We start from the raw sequence: 17,911 nt of genomic DNA, 5'->3' as shown, positions 1-17,911 counted from the left end.
CGTGCCGCCGCCCCGGGCCGTCCCGCGTGTCGGTCAGTAGCTGGTGCTGACGGTGACGCCGCTGAAGCCGCTCACGGCGTGCAGGCTGATGTAGTGGGCGCCGGCCGCCGGGTTGCTGACGGTCAGGGTGTGGCTGTTGCCGGTGCCGGTGGCGCGCTGTTTGTTGCTGCTGGTGGTGGCCCAGCCGCTGTCGTTGTAGTAGAGGTCCGCGTCACCTGTGCCACCCGAGGTGGTGATCTTCAGCTGGGTGGTGCCGGCCGGGACGTAAAGGTAGAGGTAGGCGTAGTTTCCGGTGGTGGCGGACTGGTTGCTGCGCCGGCAGTTCTGGCCCAGCTCCCTGCTGTCGGTGCCGGTGCACTCGGTGACGGTGCCGCCGCCGCTGCTGACGGTGACCGTCCTGGTGGCGGTGGCGGTGGCGCCCTTGTCGTCGGTGACGGTCAGGGTCACCGGGTAGCTGCCGGCGGCGCTGTAGGTCTTGATGGGGTGGGTGGCGGTGGAGGTGGTGCCGTCGCCGAAGTTCCAGGCCCTGGAGGCGATGGTGCCGTCGGAGTCCGTGGACTGGTCGGTGAAGGTGACCTTCAGGTCCTGTGCGGCGGTGGTGAACGCGGCGGTGGGAGCCTGGTTGCCGGGCGGGTTGGTGCCCCCGCCGCAGTCGCCGGCCGCGCAGCCCGCCAGCCAGGTGTACCAGTCGCTGTCGTAGCGGGTGCCGATGGTACTGGTCAGATAGGTGCGGGCGGCGGTCCAGTCACCGGCGCGGTAGTAGCCGAGCACCTTGTCCAGGTCGGCGCGGTGCTTCTCGATCATGTAGCGCGTCGCGAGGTAGCCCCAGCGGTAGACGCGGGTGGTGTCATGGCTGTAGGTGGTGCCGAAGAGGGTGCTCAGGGCGTAGGTGCCACGGCCCGCCTCGGTCATGGCCGCCGTGTAGGGGACACCGCGGTAGGAGTAGGAGACGTACTCGGCGAAGCCTTCGATCCACCAGATGGTGGGGGTGGTGATGTTGGCGCCGAAGTCGCCGTACATGTCGAAGCGGCCGTCGAGGTAGTGGGTGTACTCGTGGTTGAGGTTCCAGATCTGGAAGTCCGGGCGCAGCCATTCGGCCTCGTACGCGATGAAGCGGGCCTGGTTGCCGACCGCCGCGGGGTTGCCCTCCAGGTACATGCCGCCGTTGTTGGTGTCGATCCCGTACAGGGCGCCGGCGTAGGTCTGGTAGTCGGTGCTGGAGTCGAAGACGACGACCTCGATCTTGGTGTTGTTGTCACCCGCGACGGGACCGCTGTCACGGACGATGTCGTGGAAGTAGGCGTCCTGGCTGCGCAGGCTGTCGCAGCTGGCGGACAGCTCGCCCGCCGCCATCTGCTGGGCCCTGATGGTGATGCTGGCACTACAGACGTAGGTCACCGGCAGCACCGCGTTGGCGACCTGGGTCTGGAGGTCGCAGGTTCCGTAGTACGCGCAGTTGGCTTTGTCGTAGTAGTCCGTCATCTCGGCCACGCCGACCCACAGGGGGGCGGTGGTGCCCTTGAGGGAGCTTGCGTTGAGCAGTCCGGCGGCCAGCGGGCGGACCTTGGCGCGCAGGGTGGAGTGCTGGAGGAACCTGCCGAGTTCGCGTCCGGCGTTGGAGGTGAGGTAGGACTGGTCGGTGCCCAGCAGCGAGAGGTGGCCGGTCGCGAAGGTGTACAGGGCGTCGATCAGGCTGGGATCCGACTGGACGGCGGTCACGAACGCGGGCACCTGGTGGCCTCGGAAGGTCACGGTGTAGACGTTGTTGACCGCGTTGAGCATCCACCAGGAGGAGTTCCAGGAGGAGTCGTAGTCCGCCAGCAGCCGCTTGACGACGTACAGGTAGCGGGCGTTCTCCTCGGAGCTGTCGATGAGGGTGACGGCCTCGGCGAGGGTCTCACCGTTGGCGTCGTTGACATCGCCGGAGTGCGGGCTGGCGAAGAAGGCGTCGAGTCCCGCGCGGATGGCGGTCTGGAGGCCGCTGCCGTAGGTGCCCACGGCACTGGCGTTGTAGTACTGGACGTAGTAGCCGGCCCGCAGATACAGCACGAGCTGCGGCATGCCGGTGCTGGAGTTGCCGGGGTAGGCCGCCGAGCCGTCGCGCAGGGCGTAGGCGACGGTTGTCATCTGCGCTTCGCGGAAGGCCTGGTAGGCGTCGGTCCCGGTCAGGCTGAACAGGGTGTTGACGCAGTCGGTCGTGGAGGCCTTGATCTGCTGCACCAGCGCGCTGCCGGTGCGGCTGGTGAAGTCCGAGACGTTGCACACGGCGGCGGTCTGCTCCGCTGCCGCGTCCTTGGCCGCCGACTCCGCTGACTTCGAGGGCTGCGGCAGTACGTCGTCGTGCGGGCGGTAGGACTCCTTGAGCGCGTCCTTGTCCGCCGCGAGCGGCGGGAGTTCGGACGCCTCGCGGCTCTCCTTGCCCATGTGCTCGGTCTCGGCGGTGGTGGCGGTGGCCGACTGAGCCATGGGCGGAGGGCCGTCCTGCTGCCCGTCCCCGGCCGCGGCTTGTGCGGCGGAGAGCGAGGTCGCGGGGTGGGCGCCGGCCGGTTGCGACAGCAGGCCGGTACCCATGGCGAGGGTCAGGGCAAGTGGCAGTGCCACGCCCAGACTCCGCCGGACAAGTGACTTTCTCACTACGCCTCCCATGAGGGTGAGGACCACGCCGTGCGTGGCCTGTGGAGGAAGAGAGGGTCGTGGATCGGGGAGGGCCGCGCCGTCGGAAGGACCGGAGCGCGACCGATGCCAAGATTGACATGCCCACGACCTATGTGACATGTACCATTGCACAGGTGACATGACTCAGGGAAGTCGTCTGACGGAATCCAGGGTTTTCCAATTGCCCCACGACCAACGGGACTTGGCTTCATAGCGGGGAAAGCGCCTGGTGGGCAGGGCAGGGGCGGGGTCCGGAAGTCAGGGACTCACCACGCGCCGCGCTACCGCCCTCATGGGGGCGACGGTGGAAGCTCTCTCAGCCGCCGAGCCGTACGGCGGGTTCCTGGTCCTCGGCATCCGCCCGGCCGTCGGCCCACAGGGTGCGGACATGCGCGAGATGACGGCGCATGCACTCCTCCGCCTCCTGGACCCGGCCCGCCACCATCAGATCGAGAAGCTCGACATGCTCCTGCGCGGAGGCGACCAGGCGCCCCGTCTCGTTCAGGCTGCTCAGGCCGAACAGGCGTGAGCGTTTACGCAGGTCGGACACCACGGTCACGAGGTGGTGGTTGCCGGCGAGGGCCAGCAGCTCAAGGTGGAAACGGTGATCGGCTTCCAGATACTTGAGGACGTCATGCCGCTCGGCCGCCGTGACGATCTGCCGGGCCAGGGGACGCAGTGTCTCCAGTTGCTCGGCGCTCGCCGTCGCGGCGACCCGGCCGACCGTGGGGACCTCGATCAGGGTGCGCAGCTCGGTGAACTCGTCCAGGTCCTGTTCCGTCATCTCGGTGACCCGGAACCCCTTGTTGCGCACCGCTTCGACCAGGCCCTCCCGGACCAGGTCCAGCATGGCCTCGCGCACCGGAGTGGCGGACACACTGAGTTTGGCCGCCAGGGCCGGGGCGGAGTAGATGACTCCCGGACGCAGCTCACCCGCGGTGAGGGCGGCCCGGAGCGCGTTGGCGACCTGATCGCGCAGATGGGCGTGGACGGAGATCACCTGCGGTTCGAGATGAGTCATCGCTGCCCCTCCGTCCGACCAGCCCAATAACCCTCCGACTATACAATGTCACGTTGCTGTGACAGACGGACGGTTCGGACCGTGCGGGGAGGTCAGCGCAGCGATGCCATCCAGGTCTCCACCTCGTCGGCGCCGCGGGGCAGGGCCGACGACAGGCACAGGGACCCGTCGGCCGTGATGACGAAGTCGTCCTCGATCCGTACGCCGATGCCGCGCAGTTCCTCGGGTACCGTCAGGTCGTCGGGCTGGAAGTACAGTCCGGGTTCGACGGTGAGGACATGACCGGCCTTGAGTGTGCCGCCGAGGTAGGTCTCGTTGCGGGCACCGGCACAGTCATGGCAGTCCAGACCGAGCATATGGCCCGAGCCGCAGACGGTGTACCGGCGGTACAGGTCGGCCTCCGACGAAGAGCCCGAGGCCGCGCCCGGTCGGCCGTGCGGCGGCAGCCCCCACGCGTCGAGTCCCTCGGCGATGACCCGCATCGCGGCGTCATGGAAAGCGCCGTACCGGGCGCCGGGCCGCAGCGCGGCGGCACCCGCGGCCTGGGCGGCGGACACCAGGTCGTGGACACGGCGCTGGGCGTCGGTGAAGCGGCCGTTGACCGGGAGCGTCCGGGTGATGTCCGCGGTGTAGAAGGAGTCGGCCTCGACCCCCGCGTCCAGCAGGAGCAGGTCCCCGTCCCGCACCGGGCCGTCGTTGCGCATCCAGTGCAGGACGCAGGCGTGTGCCCCGGCCGCCGCGATGGTCTCGAAGCCCAGCCCGTACCCCCCGAGCCGGGCCCGCCGGTTGAAGGTGCCCTCGATCCAGCGTTCCCCGCGTGCGAGGCGGGTGGCGTGGTCCAGTTCCCCCACGACGTCGTGGAACGCGGCGATCGTGCAGTCCACGGCCGTACGCAGCTGGCCGATCTCCCAGTCGTCCTTGACCAGACGCAACTCCGAGAGGAATTGGGCCAGTTCGGCATCGGCGTGGGGGGACGGTGACAGCCGCGCGTCGATGAGTGCGTCCACGCGCGGGTCCTCGCCGCGCAGCACGCGGGTCGGGACGTCGGGACGCAGGGCCCGGTCCAGGTCGTCGCGCGGGGCGGCCTCGATGCCGAGTGCGTCGGCGGTCTCGGAGAGCGTGCGGCGTCGGCCGGTCCAGAACTCGCCGTACCGTCGGTCGCTGTGGAACTCCGTGCCGTTCGGTCCGCCGTCGCGCGGTGACCGTGGCCGGGTGAACAGGGTGACCGAGTGGCCGCTTCCGGTGGGTTCGAGGACGAGGACGCTGTCGGGGACCGCCTGCGACCCTTGTTCGGCGGTGAGATGGACGAACGCGGAGTGCGGGCGGAACGGGTAGTCGAAGTCGTTGCTCCTGACCTTCAGACCGCCCGACGGGACGACGATCCGTTCACCGGGAAACCGCTCGGACACCGCCGCGCGCCGCTTGGCCGCGTACGCCGCTCCCGTGACCGGCGGCAGCTTCAGGTCCGAGGCCGCCCACCCTCCCTCGAAGGGGCCGCCGTTCGCCGTGGCCGGCGCGTCTCGATTCTCCATGCTCATGTCATACACGTTGTCCTGCTCCTTCATCGAGTGACTCCTCCTGTGTCGTGGCCGGCCGCACGGTGACGTGGGCCGTGAGAGGCATCAGCCGCGCAGCCGGGCCATCCATGCCTCCACGTCGTCCGCATTGCGGGGCAGGCGGGCCGAGAGATTCTCGTTGCCCTCCTCGGTCACCAGGATGTCGTCCTCGATGCGTACACCGATGCCGCGGTACTCCTGGGGGACGGTCAGGTCGTCCGACTGGAAGTACAGGCCCGGTTCGACCGTGAGCACCATGCCCGGTTCCAGCGTGCCGTCCACGTACAGCTCGGTCCGGGCCTTTGCGCAGTCATGGACGTCCAGGCCGAGCATGTGACCGGTGCCGGCGAGGGTCCAGCGGCGCTGGAGCCCCAGGTCGTGGGCCTCCCGCGCCGACCGGCCCTCGAACAGGCCCCAGGCGGCCAGATGCTCGGCCAGGACCCGCTGGGCGGCGTCGTGGAAGTCGCGGTAGGCGGCACCTGGCTTGACCGCGGCGATGCCCGCCTCCTGGGCCGCGTACACCGCGTCGTAGATCTTGCGCTGGATCGGGGTGAAGCGGCCGTCGACGGGCAGGGTGCGGGTGACGTCGGCGGTGTAGAGATGGCGGGTCTCCACCCCGGCGTCGAGCAGCAGGAGGTCGCCGGGGCGGGCCTCGCCGTCGTTGCGGACCCAGTGCAGGGTCGTGGCGTGGGGTCCCGCCGCGCAGATCGAGGCGTAGCCGACGTCGTTGCCCTCGATGCGGGCGCGGGTGAAGAAGGTGCCCTCGATGAGGCGCTCGGGGGTCGGTGCGGCGGTGCCGAGGGCGCGGACGGCGTCCTCGAAGCCGAGGGCGGTGGCTTCGCAGGCGAAGCGGAGATCGGCGATCTCGAACTCGTCCTTGACCAGGCGCATTTCGGAGAGGGTCACGCGGAACTCGTCGTCGCGCTCGGCTGTCGTCCGTGCGGCGAGGGCGGCCTCGATGCCCATGTCATGGCCGCGCAGCACACGGGCCGCTCCGATGGTGGCGCCGAGCCGGTCGGTGAGCGTGCGGACATCGTTGCAGGGCAGGCCGAGCAGTTGTCCGTTCTCGGCGAGACTGTTGCGGCGGCCGTCCCAGAGTTCACCGTGGTAGTCGAGCCAGAAGTCGCCGTTCTCGCGGTCGGAGCGCGGGAGCAGGTAGGCGGTCGCCCGATGTCCGCCGTACGGATCGGGCTCCAGGACCAGCACGGCGTCCGGTGACTGGTCGCCGGTCAGGTACACATAGTCCGAGGAGGGCCGGAAGGGGTAGGCCGTGTCGTTGGCGCGGACCTTCGGGCCGCCGGCCGGGATCACCAGCAGTTCTCCGGGGAAGCGGGCGGACAGCTCCGCCCTGCGCCGCGCGGTGTGGGCCGCCTGCGCGATCGGCTGGAGTCCGTAGCGCTCGGTGTCCGCCCAGCCCCGCTTCATGTTCTCGGCGAGTTCGGCGCTCACCTGCCGGTACAGACCGTTCTTGCGTCGCTTGTCCTCGTCCGTCTCCGCTGCCACCGTGGTCTCCTGAATCGAATGGGTCATGGACATGGTTCCCCGTGGCCTGGTGTCGCCGGGGACAGGTGCGCCAGCAGCCGTTGTCCGGCGGTGGTCAGCGACCAGCGCGCGACGTCCGGGGCGGCGCCGTCCTGAGCGCTGCCCGGTGTGTCCTCGGCGGCCGGGCCGGGTGCCGACGCCGTGGCGAGCACCGCCCAGCAGCGCTTGCCGGTGGCGGTGTGTTCGGCGCCCTGGAACAGGCAGAGGGCCTCGGTGAGGGCAAGGCCGCGGCCCCGTTCGTCGTCGGTTCCCGCCGCACGGGGCCGCGGTAAGGCCGTACCGCCGTCGAGAACTCCGATGACGACGAGATCGTGTTCCAGGGTCACCTCGACGGTGAGCGGGCCGCCCGCGTGCACCAGGCCGTTGGTGAGCAGTTCCGACGCCACCAGTTCCAGGCGGAAGCGCAGTTCGTCGTCGTACTGTCCGGCCCAGGACCTCACGGCCGCGGAGATACGGTGGCGGGCGCCGCGCACCGCGGCCGGGGTTGCCTCGACGGCGAAGCTGACCTGGGTGAGCGGCATGGTGTCTCTCCTCGACGTGCACCGCGGTGCAAGAGTCACGGGGAGCGAACCCGCTCCACCGCACGGCGGGACAGGACGCCCAGTGGAGATTTCCACGACCGGCCGGTCCGGGCCAACGGGTTGAGGCATAAGAGAAGGAGCGGGGCGGTCATAACGTTCGGGTGGCGGGAACGTAGCGGGGCGGCCGGGACCGGGCGGGGCGGTCGGGACGTACGGATGGCTCAGGCCAGGCCACCGCATGTCCGCGAGTCCGTACGCGCAGTCGTTGGCGAGCCGGTGCAGACCAGGCCCCGCCCACCGCGCCCGCGCGCATAATGGACCGCGTTTCCACCACACAGCGAGGTGTACCGATGGAACTGGAGCTGCGCCATCTGCGGGTGCTGTGCGCGCTCGCGGACTGCGGGAGCGTCGGCCGGGCGGCGGTCGCGCTCGGGTTCACCCAGCCCGCGCTGAGCACACAGCTGCGGCGCATCGAGCGACTGCTCGGCGAGGGGCTGTTCGTACGCAGCAGCACGGGCGTGGAGCTGACCGCCTACGGCGCGGACGTCGTGAGCCAGGCCCGCGAGATCCTGATCCGCGCCGATGCCCTCGGCCGGCGGAACCCGGGCTACCCGGCCGCGGCGGCCGGAACGCTCCGGCTCGGTGTCACCAACACCCCGGTGGTGCCGACGCTCCTGGACACCCTGCGCGAGACCTGCCCGGACCTCACGGTCTCCGTCCACAGTGTGTACGCCACCGGTGAACTCCTCAGACTCCTGGAGTCCGGCGAACTCGACGCCGCGCTGGGCGTCGACTACCCCGGGCTGCCGGTGCGGCACTCCCCCGCGCTGGCGCACCGCGCCATCAGCACCGTCCCGGTCTTCGTGGCCCTGCCCGCCGGCCATCCGCTGGCCCACCGTGTCGAGGTCCCGCTGGAGGAGTTGTCCGAGGACACCTGGTTCGTCTCCTCCGACGACGGGGTGGGCTGGCCCGGTGCCTTCTACGACGCCTGCCAGGCCGCGGGTTTCATCCCGGCCGCCACGCATGAGTTCCATGTGCTCGACCAGTTGCAGTCGATGATCGCCAAGGGTCTCGGGGTGACCGCCGTCCAGCCCACCCTGTGCCCGATCGACGGTGTGGTGGTCAAACCGCTGAGCGGTGACCCGCTGTGGCAGCGGCACCTGCTCCTGTGGCGGCCCGAGGCGGTCGAGGCGCCCGTGGCGGAGGCTCTGCACCACCACGCCGTACGCACCTACCGGAACCTGCTGGCCCAGGCTCCCCACCTTCAGAGGTGGTTGACCCGCGCCTATACGACCACCCGTGTGCCGGACGGGCTCAGAACAGGGCCTTCGGAGCCCTGAGGATCTTCACTGCCTTCACTGCCTTCACTGACGTGAGTGTCTTCGCCGCGCGTCCGGCGCAACATCTCTTCCCGGTGGCGCGGTGGGCCCGGTACCGGGACATAGACAGAGGAAAGGGGTCGCGCCGACGCGTGCATCATGTCCCGCGCGTCTCGTCGTCCTCCGTGGAACATGGTGCGTGCAGATGCCGAAGACGGTCGTACCCGAGGTGTCCTCGAATCCGGGCCTGAAGCGAGACATCGGTCTGATCGGCCTGGTCTGGACGTCCACGGGGTCCATCATCGGATCGGGGTGGCTGTTCGGGGCGCTGTTCGCGGCGCAGGCGGCGGGAACGGCCGCCCTGCTCTCCTGGGGGATCGGCGCTCTCGCCGTGATCGTCCTGGCGTTCGTGCATGCCGAGCTGGGGGCCATGTATCCGGTCGCGGGCGGCACCGCGCGTTTTCCCCACTATGCCTTCGGCAGTGCGGCGGGGGCGTCCTTCGGCTGGTTCTCCTGGCTCCAGGCGGTGGCCACGGCGCCGATCGAGGTCATGGCGTCACTCAACTACCTCAGTGTCCATGCCGACTGGGTACAGACGGAGAAGAACCACCTCACCGCGGCGGGCTACGGGCTCGCCGTCGCCTTCATGGCCTTCTTCGTCCTGGTGAACTTCCTCGGCATCCGGTGGCTCGCCCACACCAACAGCGCCGCGACCTGGTGGAAGGTCGCCGTGCCCGTCCTGACCATCATCGTGCTGGCGGCGACCGTCTTCCACGGCAGCAACTTCGGTCATGGCGGCTTCGCTCCCTTCGGCACACAGGGTGTGCTCTCCGCCATCAGCACCAGCGGCATCATCTTCGCGCTGCTGGGTTTCGAGCAGGCCGACCAGCTGGCCGGGGAGAGCCGCAATCCGGCGCGGGACATCCCCCGGGCGGTCATCGGCTCGATCCTGCTCGGCGCCCTCATCTATCTGGCCCTCCAGGTGGTGTTCATCGGGGCGCTGCCGCAGAGCGCGTTCACCCATGGCTGGGCCGATCTGACCTTCGCCGACAAGGCGGGGCCGTTCGCCGGACTGGCCCTGTCGGCCGGGCTGAGCTGGCTCGCCGCGCTGATCTACATCGACGCGGTCGTCTCGCCCACGGGCACGGGCCTGATCTACACCACCGCCGCGTCCCGGGTGTCGTACGGCCTGTCCCGCAACGGGTACGTACCCGAGGTCTTCGAGCGGACCACCCGGCGAGGCGTCCCGTGGTTCAGCCTGTTCTTCGCCTTCGTCGTCGGACTCATCATCTTCCTGCCGTTCCCCACCTGGCAGAAGCTGGTCGGCTTCGTCACCTCCGCGAGCGTCCTCATGTACGCGGGTGCGCCGCTCGCCTTCGGGTGCCTGCGCAGACAGGACCCGGACCGGCAGCGGCCCTATCGGCTGCCCGGCGGCATGTTCTGGGCGCCCGTCGCCTTCATCGTCGCCAACCTGATCATCTACTGGGCGGGCTGGGACACCCTGTGGCGGCTCGGCCTGGCGATCGTCCTCGGCTATGTCCTGCTGGGCGGCTCGGCGCTGCTCAAACTCAACCCGAGGGTCCCGCACATGGACTGGCGCTCCGCGCAGTGGCTGCCCGTCTATCTCGTGGGCATGGGGGTGATCTCGTGGCAGGGTGGCTATTGCAGCACCGGCCCGGCCGCGACGGTGTCCTGTGGCGCGACGGGTGCCCTCCCCCTGTGGTGGGACATGGTGACCATCGCCGCGTTCAGCCTGCTGATCTATTTCTGGGCGTACTCCGTCCGCCTCCCCGACGCGGAGGCCCATGAGTACATCGGAGCGCAGGAGTACGAGGGTCCGGCCGACGCGCCGCCGACGCGCTGACGTCGGAGCGCAGACGGCCAACCCGCAGCTCCCGGCCTCCCCGCCGCCCACGGCACCGGGCCTCTCATCCACCTGGAGTCTGATCACGTGTACCTGGCGATGGCCTGCGCGCTGGCTTCGGCGGTCTGTTACGGCACAGCCTCCGTCCTCCAGGCCGTCGCCGCCCGCGCGGCGGAGCCCGGGACCGGCTCCGGCGTCGATCCCGCACTGCTGCTGCGCGCCCTGCGCCAATGGCGTTACGCCGCCGGACTCGCCCTGGACGGCATCGGGTTCTGCCTCCAGGTCATCGCGCTGCGGTCCCTTCCCCTCTACGCGGTGAGCGCCGCGCTCGCGGCCAGCCTCGCGGTCACGGCGGTGGTCGCGGCCCGTCTTCTGTCCGTCCGTCTCAACGCCACCGAACGGGGTGCCGTGGTGACGGTCTGCGCGGGGCTGGCGATGATCGCCCTCGCCTCCGGTCCCGAGGGCAGCAGGCCCGGTCCGCCCGCCCTGCCCTGGCTCCTGCTCGGCGCCGCCGGCGTCATCCTCCTCACCGGCGCTCTCGCGGGCCGTCTGCCGGGCACCGCACGCGCCCTGCTGCTGGGACTCGGCGCGGGCGCGGGATTCGGCGTGGTCGAGATCTCGGTACGGCTGATCGACTCCCTCGCGGTTCCCGCCCTGTTCACCGATCCGGCGCTCTACGCGCTGCTGCTCGGCGGGGCGGCCGGGTTCCTGCTGCTGACCTCGGCGTTCCAGCGCGGCTCGGTGACGGTGGCGACGGCGGGCATGGTCCTCACCGAGACCGTCGGCCCGGCGCTCGCGGGCATCGCATGGCTGGGTGACCAGCCCCGAGACGGTCTCCAGTGGCTGGCGATCACGGGATTCACGGCGGCGGTGGTGGGCGCGCTGATCCTGACCCGGTTCGGCGAACCACCGGTGGGAGACGGCGAGTCGCCCGGGTGACTCCCGCGGCGGGTCCGCGACGCGTCCGGTACGGCCCTCCGCGCGCGAAGACGCCCGCCCCACAGACACACGACCCGCGGATGCCCGCCCCACAGATGCCCGCCGCCCAAATGGGCGCAGCACCGGCCCCTTTCGGAACCTGCGAGGAAACCGCGCGGGACGATTTGAATAATACGGAATCGACTACAAAGAAGATTTCAACGCGCGGATGGTTCCGACTGGCAGACGATGGGCGTTCTCCGACAAATTTCACGCCAATGTGGAGCGTTTTCTGAAAATCAGCTCGGGCGTCAGCGTCGACGCACGGATACCGCGAGGGTTTCGGTTTCCGGATTCGAGAACGACCGCCTCGGTGCGCGTGCAGTCGTTGAAGATCACGGGAAGAGCGGGCATGAAAATGGTTCTCACCTGCACCGCACTCGCTTCCCGGTCGAGCGGCTGGTGTCGGGGATCAAATTTTCCCCACCCCGGGCGGTTTGGGCGCCATTTAATTCCCTATCTCGAATTGTCCTAATTCTGCCGGGGTAGCGAAGCGGTCGGGATCGAGAAGCCTGACCGTCAGGCCATTGCTTATGTCCCTCGGCCCATTTTTCGGATCAACGACAGCAGTTTCAAGGTTGGCGATCCGCTTTTCCGCGAGGCGGAGGTGGGCCCGGAAGTCTTCCTGCCGCTCCCGCAGAGAGCGCATGCCCCGCGTCATCCCGTGGACGCGCCCACCGGCAACACGATCGCCCTCCGCATGCCCCTGTGAAGGAGTACGTGATGTCACCAACCGTGCCGCCGGACCCGTATGCCCGGCCGGTCACCACACACCGCAACCGGGGGCGCGGCACCGTGTCCCACCCTGGGCACGCCGTATGAACGGGCGCGCGGCGGCGGCGTCGGCGCACGCGTCCGCGGCGGCGTCCCCGGAGGCCGCCCGCTGGCTGCTCACCGGCTTCTTCGCCGGTCTCGGCGGTGCGATGGCGGTGTGGGGCGCCCGGCTTCCGTCGGTCCAGGAGGCGGCCCGGCTCGATGCGGGGCGCCTCTCCCTGGTGCTGCTGGCCGCGGCTGCCGGCATGGTCGGCGGTCTCCAGCTCGGCTGCCGTCTGGCACACCGTCATGGCCCCTCGCGCCTGCTGGTCGGGCCCGGCACGGCGTTCGGCCTCACCCTGGTCCTGCTGGCCCAGTGCCGTACCCTCACCACGCTGATCGCGGCAGCCGCTGTCTTCGGGGTCGCCCACGGCATTCTCGACGTCGGTATCAACTCGGCCGCGGTCAACTGCCAGGCCGCCTGCGGCCGGCCCATCATGGCGTCGCTCCACGCGGCGTGCTCGGTGGGAGGTGTGGGTGGCGCCGCCCTCGCCGCGGGCACGGCCCGGGTGTCCCATTCGGTGATGTTCACGGCGGTGGGGGTGCTGGTGGCGCTCGCGGCCACGGCCGCGACGCCCGCGATCCGTCTGGCGGCGCAGTTGGACGCCCCCGCCCGGAGCGCCGCCGCGGGCTCGGCCGCCGGGTCGCGCCGCCGGGTGAGTCTGCTGTCCGCCCTCGCGGCGGCCTGTCTGCTCAGTGAGGGTGCCGCCCTGGACTGGTCGGCGATCCACCTGAGCGGGCTGGGCGCCACCGATGCCGTGGCCGCCGCTGCCTATGCCGTCTATTCGGCGGCCATGGCCGTGGGACGGCTTCTGGGCGATGGCCTGACCGCGCGGTTCGGGGCGCCCGCCGTCGTCCGCACGGGTGCCGTCGTGGCGGCCGTCGGTCTCGGCGGCTCGCTGGTCATCGGCAACGTCCCGGCGGCCCTGGCCGGCTGGGCGGCCCTGGGACTGGGTCTGTCCGTCACCGTGCCGTCGCTGATCACCGCGGCGGGACAGGGCGGTCCTCGCGCGGTGGGCACGGTCACCGCCGTCGGCTACATCGGTCTCGCCGCGGGCCCCGGGGCGATCGGCCTCCTGGCCTCCCTCACGTCCCTGCCCGTGGCTCTCGCCCTCCCGGCCGCCCTGGCGGCGCTGGTCGCCACCGCGTCCCACCGCGCGTTGGCGTCTCCGTGACGGGTTCGGCGCGGGGTATCGGGGTGCGTGGGTATCGCGTGTGTGGAGTGTCGGGTGCGTGGTGGACGGTGATGCGCTGATCGAGGCGAGCGGAGGTGCGGGTGGGGCGTGGTGCCGCGTGGGGCGGTGGGCGGGTGCGGTGCCCCGCTCGCTGGGGGTGGGTGTCGTCCGTGTGGATGTCCGTGTGCGTCCCCGGTGGGTCCGGGTGGGGCCTGGGTGAGGTGGGGTGGGTTCATGGTCCGGCGGTCCCGGCCGTCGGCCAGTGGGCCAAGTGGGCGTGGCCCAGGGCCGGGTCCACCCCGAGGCGCGACGGCGACCGGATCACCGTACGGAGGGCGGCGACCCGACCGTCACGACCGCTTTCGTGACCGTCGCGGTCGCCACCCTGTCCCCGGCGCGCCGCCGCCGAGGACTCATGCGGGTCGGCCGTCCCGGTGCTCAGCGCCCGCTGCCGCCGGTGTCCGGCCCGCGATGCGAGCCCAGGGCCAGGTGCGCGCCCTCCAAGGCGCTTCCCGCGTCCCGTGTGGCGTCGGCCGCGACCTCGGCGGCTGCGCGGACGAAGGCGGCGACGGACGGCGCGTGCGAGTGCTGTGACCAGGCCACGGCCAGCGCCGCCGGGGCCAGGTCGGTCACCGGCCGGTAGGCGATCTCGGGGCGTGGATAGCGCCGGGTGAGCGAGGCGGGGAAGAAGCAGACGATACTGCCGAGTTCGACGAGCCGGAAGATCTGCGGAAGGTCCGAGGCGCTGTGGCCCGAGGCGCTGTGGTCCGAGGCGTCGCCATCTGTGCCGGACGTGGGTATGTCGCTCCAGGCCGGGCCGGTCTGCCGGCCGTACGTCGCGGCCCAGCCGCGCGGGCCGGGTACCGGGCCCTGGTCGGCCGGGGCCCCGCCGGGAAGGCTCCGGCCCGCCAGATCGGCCAGGCTCAGGCGCTGCCGGGCGGCCAACGGGTCGGCCGCCGCGAGGGCGATCAGGAACGGCTCGCTGAGCAGGGGTTCGAAGTCCAGGCCGCGATCGTCGAAGGGGTGGAGCAGGAGCGCGGTGTCGGCGCGGCCGTCGCGCACGGCCTGCGCCTGCTCGCCGACCGGACCCAGTACCAGCTCCACCGGCATGGCCGCCTCCCCCTCGGCGTACCTGTCGAGCAGCCGGGGCAGCAGACCGCCGTCGATGTCCGCCTTGAGGGCGAGCCTCAGTCGTGGCGTCGGCTCGCCCGCGTGCTGGGCCCTGCGGCGGGCGGCGCTGACCGCGTCGAGCGCGGTGCGGGCGTCCCGCAGGAGGACTTCCCCGGCCGGGGTGAGGGCTACCTGGCGGGTGCTGCGCCGGAAGAGTTGCACGCCGAGTTGGTGCTCCAGTTCGCGGATCGCGCGGGAGAGGGGTGGCTGGGCCATGCCGAGCAGTTCGGCGGCGCGCCCGAAGTGCAGTTGTTCCGCGACCGCGACGAAGTACCGGAGCTGTCGCGTCTCCAGGTCATTCATACCCCCAGGGTATCAACGCTGCCCGGATCGGTCCTTCAGATCCTCCGTGGCCCCGGTTTGACTGGCAGCAGGCCGTCCGATGTCACCCGGCACATGAGCGCGACGGGGGCGGGAGGCCGTCAGGACACAGGAGATGACGTCATGCGTGCTGTCGCGGTGCACCACAAGGGCGACAAGCCGGAGCTGATGGAGCTGCCCGTCCCCCGCCCGGCGCCGGGAGAGGTCCTGGTCCGAGTGAAGGCGGCGTCGGTGAATCCGATCGACGCGGGGATCGCCGAGGGCCTGCTGCCCCTGCCGCAGATGTATCCGCTGGTTCTCGGTGTGGACGGCGCGGGTGAGGTGGTGGAGGCGGGGGAAGGCGTTCATGGGCTGGCGCCGGGTGACCTCGTGCACGGGCAGTTTCTCCGCGCGCCGCTGGGCACCGGCACGTTCGCCGACTACACCGTGGTCACCGAGCACCCGGACGCCGGGGCGCTCCAGCGGGTCCCGGACGGGATGCCCGCCGAGATCGCGGCGGCGCTGCCGACCGCCGGCATGACCGCTCTCGGTGTGCTCGAAGCCCTCGGTGTGCGGGCGGGCCGGTCGATCCTGATCGCCGGGGCCACCGGCGGGGTGGGCGTGTTCGCCGTCCAGCTCGCGGCGGCTCTCGGCGCGGAGGTCATCGCGACCGCCCGGCCCGATGCCGAGCCCTGGATCCGGCGGCTGGGCGCGGCACGGACGGTCGACTACACGGCCGGTGACCCGGCGGAGCAGATCCGCGGGACGCATCCCGGCGGGATCGATGTCTTCCTCGACCTCACCCGTGACACGGCACGCTTCGGTGACTACGCCGCACTCGTCCGCGACGGCGGTGGGGCCGCGTCCGTCACCTTCACCGCGCCCCCGCACCTGCTCGCCTCCGAACGGATCGCCGTGAGCAACTTCCAGATGCGGGACAAGCCCGGCCTGCTCGCCCGGATCACCGCCGCGGTGGCGTCGGGTGCGATCGCGGTCCCGATCCAGCGGACCGTGACGCTGGAGGAGACCCCCGGGGCACTGGCACGGAACGCGACGGGCGGCGCCCGGGGCAAGACGACGGTCCGCGTCTGAGTACCCACACCCAGGACCCATCGAAGGAGACGGCACCATGGACTACGTAAAGCTGGGCACCACCGGACTTGAGGTCTCACCGATCGCGATCGGCGCGATGAGCTACGGCGAGCCCGAGCGCGGCCACCCGGTCTGGTCACTGGGCGAGGACGAGAGCCGTCCGCTCATCAAGCACGCCATCGAACGGGGCATCAACTTCTTCGACACGGCGAATGTGTACTCGCAGGGCTCCAGCGAGGAGATCCTGGGCCGCGCCCTGCGGGACTTCGCCGATCGCGATGACGTCGTGATCGCGACCAAGCTGCGCAATCCGATGCGGTCGGGACCCAATGGAAAGGGCCTGAGCCGCAAGGCGGTCATGACCGAGGTCGACCACTCGCTCAGGCGGCTCGGCACGGACTACATCGACCTGTACCAGGTGCACAGGAACGATCACACGACGCCGCTGGAGGAGACCCTCGAAGCGCTGCACGACCTGGTCAGGTCCGGCAAGGTCCGCTACCTCGGCGCCTCTTCGATGCCTGCCTGGGAGTTCGCGAAGGCGCTGCGCCTCCAGCGGGAGCACGGCTGGGCCCGTTTCGTGTCGATGCAGGACCACTACAACCTGCTCGCCCGCGAGGAGGAACGGGAGATGATCCCGCTCTGTCGCGATGACGGCATCGGCACGGTCGTCTGGAGCCCGCTGGCCCGGGGGCGGCTCGCCCGCGCGTGGTCGGACGCGAGGTCGACCTCGCGGAGCGGCAATGACGGGTACGCCGAGATGCTGTACTCACCGGCGACCGAGGCGTCCGACCGTGACATCGTCGCCGCCGTCGGCCGCGTCGCCGATGCCCGGGGCGTGCCGCGCGCCCAGGTCGCCCTGGCGTGGCTGCACAGCAAGCCGGTGGTGACCGCTCCCCTCGTCGGGGCGAGCACGACCCGGCAGATCGACGACGCGGTCGCCTCGCTGGAAATCGGCCTCGGTGAGGAGGAGATCCGCGCGCTCGAAGCGCCGTACACGCCGCGCCACGATTTCCAGGGTGTCTCGGACGAGGCCGAGATCCAGGCCATCATGGCGCGTCTGCCGCAGTTCGCCCCCGCGGGTTAGTACGGGAACGGGCGATGTCCCCTTGCCCACCACGGGAGAACCGTGGCCGCACCATTTCACACAGCCGAGGAGAGAACCGTGGCCGCACCGCACCGCACAACCGAAGAGAGAACCGTGGCGCACCACATCACACAGTCGAAGGAAGCATCATGAGCAAGGGATCCGCGTTCATCATCGGAGTGGGCCCCGGCCTCGGCCTGGCCCTCGCACAGGCCTGCGCCGAGGACGGCCACCCGGTGGCGCTGTTCGGCCGTAGTGCCGAGCGCCTGGAGACGTACGCGGCCGGGCTGGCGGCCGACGGCGGCGTCGCGCGCGCCTGCCCGGCGGACGCCGCCGACCCCGAGGAGCTGCGTACGGCGCTCGTCCGGGCCGCGGAGGAGGTGGGAGCACCGGAGCTGCTGGTGTACAACGCGGCGCTGCTGATTCCCGACACCCCCACCGGACAGGACCCGCGGGACTTCGCCCACACCCTCGCGGTGAATGTCACCGGGGCGATGGTCGCCGCGCGGACGGTCCTTCCGCTGCTGCCGGAGGGCCGGGGCAGCCTGCTGTTCACCGGTGGTGCGCTCGCCCTGGACCCGTCGCCCGAGTACACCTCGCTGTCGGTGGGCAAGGCGGCGCTACGGGCGTATGTCCAGGCCCTGCACAAGGAGCAGCAGGGCTCCGGCGTCCATGTCACCACCGTGACCATCGCCGGCCACATCGACGGCGACGACCCCCGTTTCGCTTCCCCGGCCCTGGCCGCGGCCTACCTCAACCTGCACCACCAGCCGCGGGACGAGTGGCAGTCGGAGCTGCTGTACGCCTGATCACCCGGC

At 70.8% G+C, this 17,911-nt stretch carries 13 protein-coding genes; 7 read left to right on the top strand and 6 right to left on the bottom strand.

Features of this window, described 5'->3' with window-relative positions:
- Window positions 1–33 precede the first annotated feature (33 nt).
- From ACFXAZ_RS04965 to ACFXAZ_RS04945, 5 genes are all read right to left on the bottom strand, one after another.
- On the bottom strand, window positions 34–2,646 hold the full coding sequence (locus ACFXAZ_RS04965; protein ID WP_384585176.1) for a collagenase: 2,613 nt from the start codon (window positions 2,644–2,646) through the stop codon (window positions 34–36).
- Between the two features lie 325 nt (window positions 2,647–2,971).
- A complete protein-coding gene (locus tag ACFXAZ_RS04960) occupies window positions 2,972–3,676 on the bottom strand; it encodes a GntR family transcriptional regulator (RefSeq protein WP_384585173.1) in 705 nt (234 codons plus the stop codon).
- 92 nt (window positions 3,677–3,768) lie between these two features.
- Entirely contained in the window at window positions 3,769–5,214 is a 1,446-nt protein-coding gene (locus ACFXAZ_RS04955) for an aminopeptidase P family protein (protein WP_384585382.1), read from the bottom strand.
- Window positions 5,215–5,298: 84 nt separating this feature from the next.
- Complete coding sequence (locus ACFXAZ_RS04950; RefSeq protein WP_384585170.1) at window positions 5,299–6,762, bottom strand: aminopeptidase P family protein; 1,464 nt, start codon at window positions 6,760–6,762, stop codon at window positions 5,299–5,301.
- Window positions 6,759–7,295, bottom strand: coding sequence for an ATP-binding protein (locus tag ACFXAZ_RS04945; protein WP_384585167.1), 537 nt, complete (start codon window positions 7,293–7,295; stop codon window positions 6,759–6,761). The genes ACFXAZ_RS04950 and ACFXAZ_RS04945 overlap by 4 nt, the downstream gene beginning before the upstream one ends.
- 350 nt (window positions 7,296–7,645) lie before the next feature.
- Between ACFXAZ_RS04945 and ACFXAZ_RS04940 the strand changes: the two genes are divergently transcribed.
- The 4 genes from ACFXAZ_RS04940 to ACFXAZ_RS04925 all read left to right on the top strand — a co-directional run bounded on the left by ACFXAZ_RS04940 (window position 7,646) and on the right by ACFXAZ_RS04925 (window position 13,444).
- The gene (locus ACFXAZ_RS04940) at window positions 7,646–8,635 is read left to right on the top strand and encodes a LysR family transcriptional regulator (protein WP_384585164.1); all 990 of its coding nucleotides are present in this window, start codon (window positions 7,646–7,648) and stop codon (window positions 8,633–8,635) included.
- A gap of 184 nt (window positions 8,636–8,819) precedes the next feature.
- Window positions 8,820–10,478, top strand: coding sequence for an APC family permease (locus ACFXAZ_RS04935; RefSeq protein ID WP_384585161.1), 1,659 nt, complete (start codon window positions 8,820–8,822; stop codon window positions 10,476–10,478).
- A 99-nt stretch (window positions 10,479–10,577) separates the two neighbouring features.
- Window positions 10,578–11,417, top strand: coding sequence for a hypothetical protein (locus ACFXAZ_RS04930; protein WP_384585379.1), 840 nt, complete (start codon window positions 10,578–10,580; stop codon window positions 11,415–11,417).
- Window positions 11,418–12,274: 857 nt separating this feature from the next.
- Window positions 12,275–13,444: an MFS transporter gene (locus ACFXAZ_RS04925; protein WP_384585159.1), complete on the top strand. Its 1,170-nt coding sequence runs from the start codon at window positions 12,275–12,277 to the stop codon at window positions 13,442–13,444.
- 438 nt (window positions 13,445–13,882) lie between these two features.
- Here the strand turns inward: ACFXAZ_RS04925 and ACFXAZ_RS04920 are convergent, their stop codons facing one another.
- Complete coding sequence (locus ACFXAZ_RS04920; protein ID WP_384585156.1) at window positions 13,883–14,917, bottom strand: LysR family transcriptional regulator; 1,035 nt, start codon at window positions 14,915–14,917, stop codon at window positions 13,883–13,885.
- A gap of 141 nt (window positions 14,918–15,058) precedes the next feature.
- On the opposite strand from ACFXAZ_RS04920, the gene ACFXAZ_RS04915 reads away from it, so the two are divergent.
- The 3 genes from ACFXAZ_RS04915 (at window position 15,059) to ACFXAZ_RS04905 (ending at window position 17,902) form a co-directional block, all read left to right on the top strand.
- A complete protein-coding gene (locus tag ACFXAZ_RS04915; protein WP_384585153.1) occupies window positions 15,059–16,006 on the top strand; it encodes an NADP-dependent oxidoreductase in 948 nt (315 codons plus the stop codon).
- 37 nt (window positions 16,007–16,043) lie between these two features.
- Entirely contained in the window at window positions 16,044–17,093 is a 1,050-nt protein-coding gene (locus ACFXAZ_RS04910; protein WP_384585150.1) for an aldo/keto reductase, read from the top strand.
- 149 nt (window positions 17,094–17,242) lie between these two features.
- Entirely contained in the window at window positions 17,243–17,902 is a 660-nt protein-coding gene (locus ACFXAZ_RS04905; RefSeq protein WP_384585147.1) for an SDR family NAD(P)-dependent oxidoreductase, read from the top strand.
- Window positions 17,903–17,911: the final 9 nt, after the last annotated feature.

Source organism: Streptomyces sp. NPDC059477, assembly GCF_042749375.1.
In the GTDB taxonomy this organism is placed as follows: Bacteria; Actinomycetota; Actinomycetes; order Streptomycetales; family Streptomycetaceae; genus Streptomyces.
Note: the sequence above shows the minus strand (reverse complement) of the source record. Positions and strands in the feature narration are given on the sequence as shown.

Coding starts and splice junctions, on each gene's coding strand:
- ACFXAZ_RS04965 (WP_384585176.1), bottom strand. CDS start 2,646: ATGGGAGGCGTAGTGAGAAAGTCACTTGTCCGGCGGAGTCTGGGCGTG.
- ACFXAZ_RS04960 (WP_384585173.1), bottom strand. CDS start 3,676: ATGACTCATCTCGAACCGCAGGTGATCTCCGTCCACGCCCATCTGCGC.
- ACFXAZ_RS04955 (WP_384585382.1), bottom strand. CDS start 5,214: ATGAGCATGGAGAATCGAGACGCGCCGGCCACGGCGAACGGCGGCCCC.
- ACFXAZ_RS04950 (WP_384585170.1), bottom strand. CDS start 6,762: ATGACCCATTCGATTCAGGAGACCACGGTGGCAGCGGAGACGGACGAG.
- ACFXAZ_RS04945 (WP_384585167.1), bottom strand. CDS start 7,295: ATGCCGCTCACCCAGGTCAGCTTCGCCGTCGAGGCAACCCCGGCCGCG.
- ACFXAZ_RS04940 (WP_384585164.1), top strand. CDS start 7,646: ATGGAACTGGAGCTGCGCCATCTGCGGGTGCTGTGCGCGCTCGCGGAC.
- ACFXAZ_RS04935 (WP_384585161.1), top strand. CDS start 8,820: ATGCCGAAGACGGTCGTACCCGAGGTGTCCTCGAATCCGGGCCTGAAG.
- ACFXAZ_RS04930 (WP_384585379.1), top strand. CDS start 10,578: ATGGCCTGCGCGCTGGCTTCGGCGGTCTGTTACGGCACAGCCTCCGTC.
- ACFXAZ_RS04925 (WP_384585159.1), top strand. CDS start 12,275: ATGAACGGGCGCGCGGCGGCGGCGTCGGCGCACGCGTCCGCGGCGGCG.
- ACFXAZ_RS04920 (WP_384585156.1), bottom strand. CDS start 14,917: ATGAATGACCTGGAGACGCGACAGCTCCGGTACTTCGTCGCGGTCGCG.
- ACFXAZ_RS04915 (WP_384585153.1), top strand. CDS start 15,059: ATGCGTGCTGTCGCGGTGCACCACAAGGGCGACAAGCCGGAGCTGATG.
- ACFXAZ_RS04910 (WP_384585150.1), top strand. CDS start 16,044: ATGGACTACGTAAAGCTGGGCACCACCGGACTTGAGGTCTCACCGATC.
- ACFXAZ_RS04905 (WP_384585147.1), top strand. CDS start 17,243: ATGAGCAAGGGATCCGCGTTCATCATCGGAGTGGGCCCCGGCCTCGGC.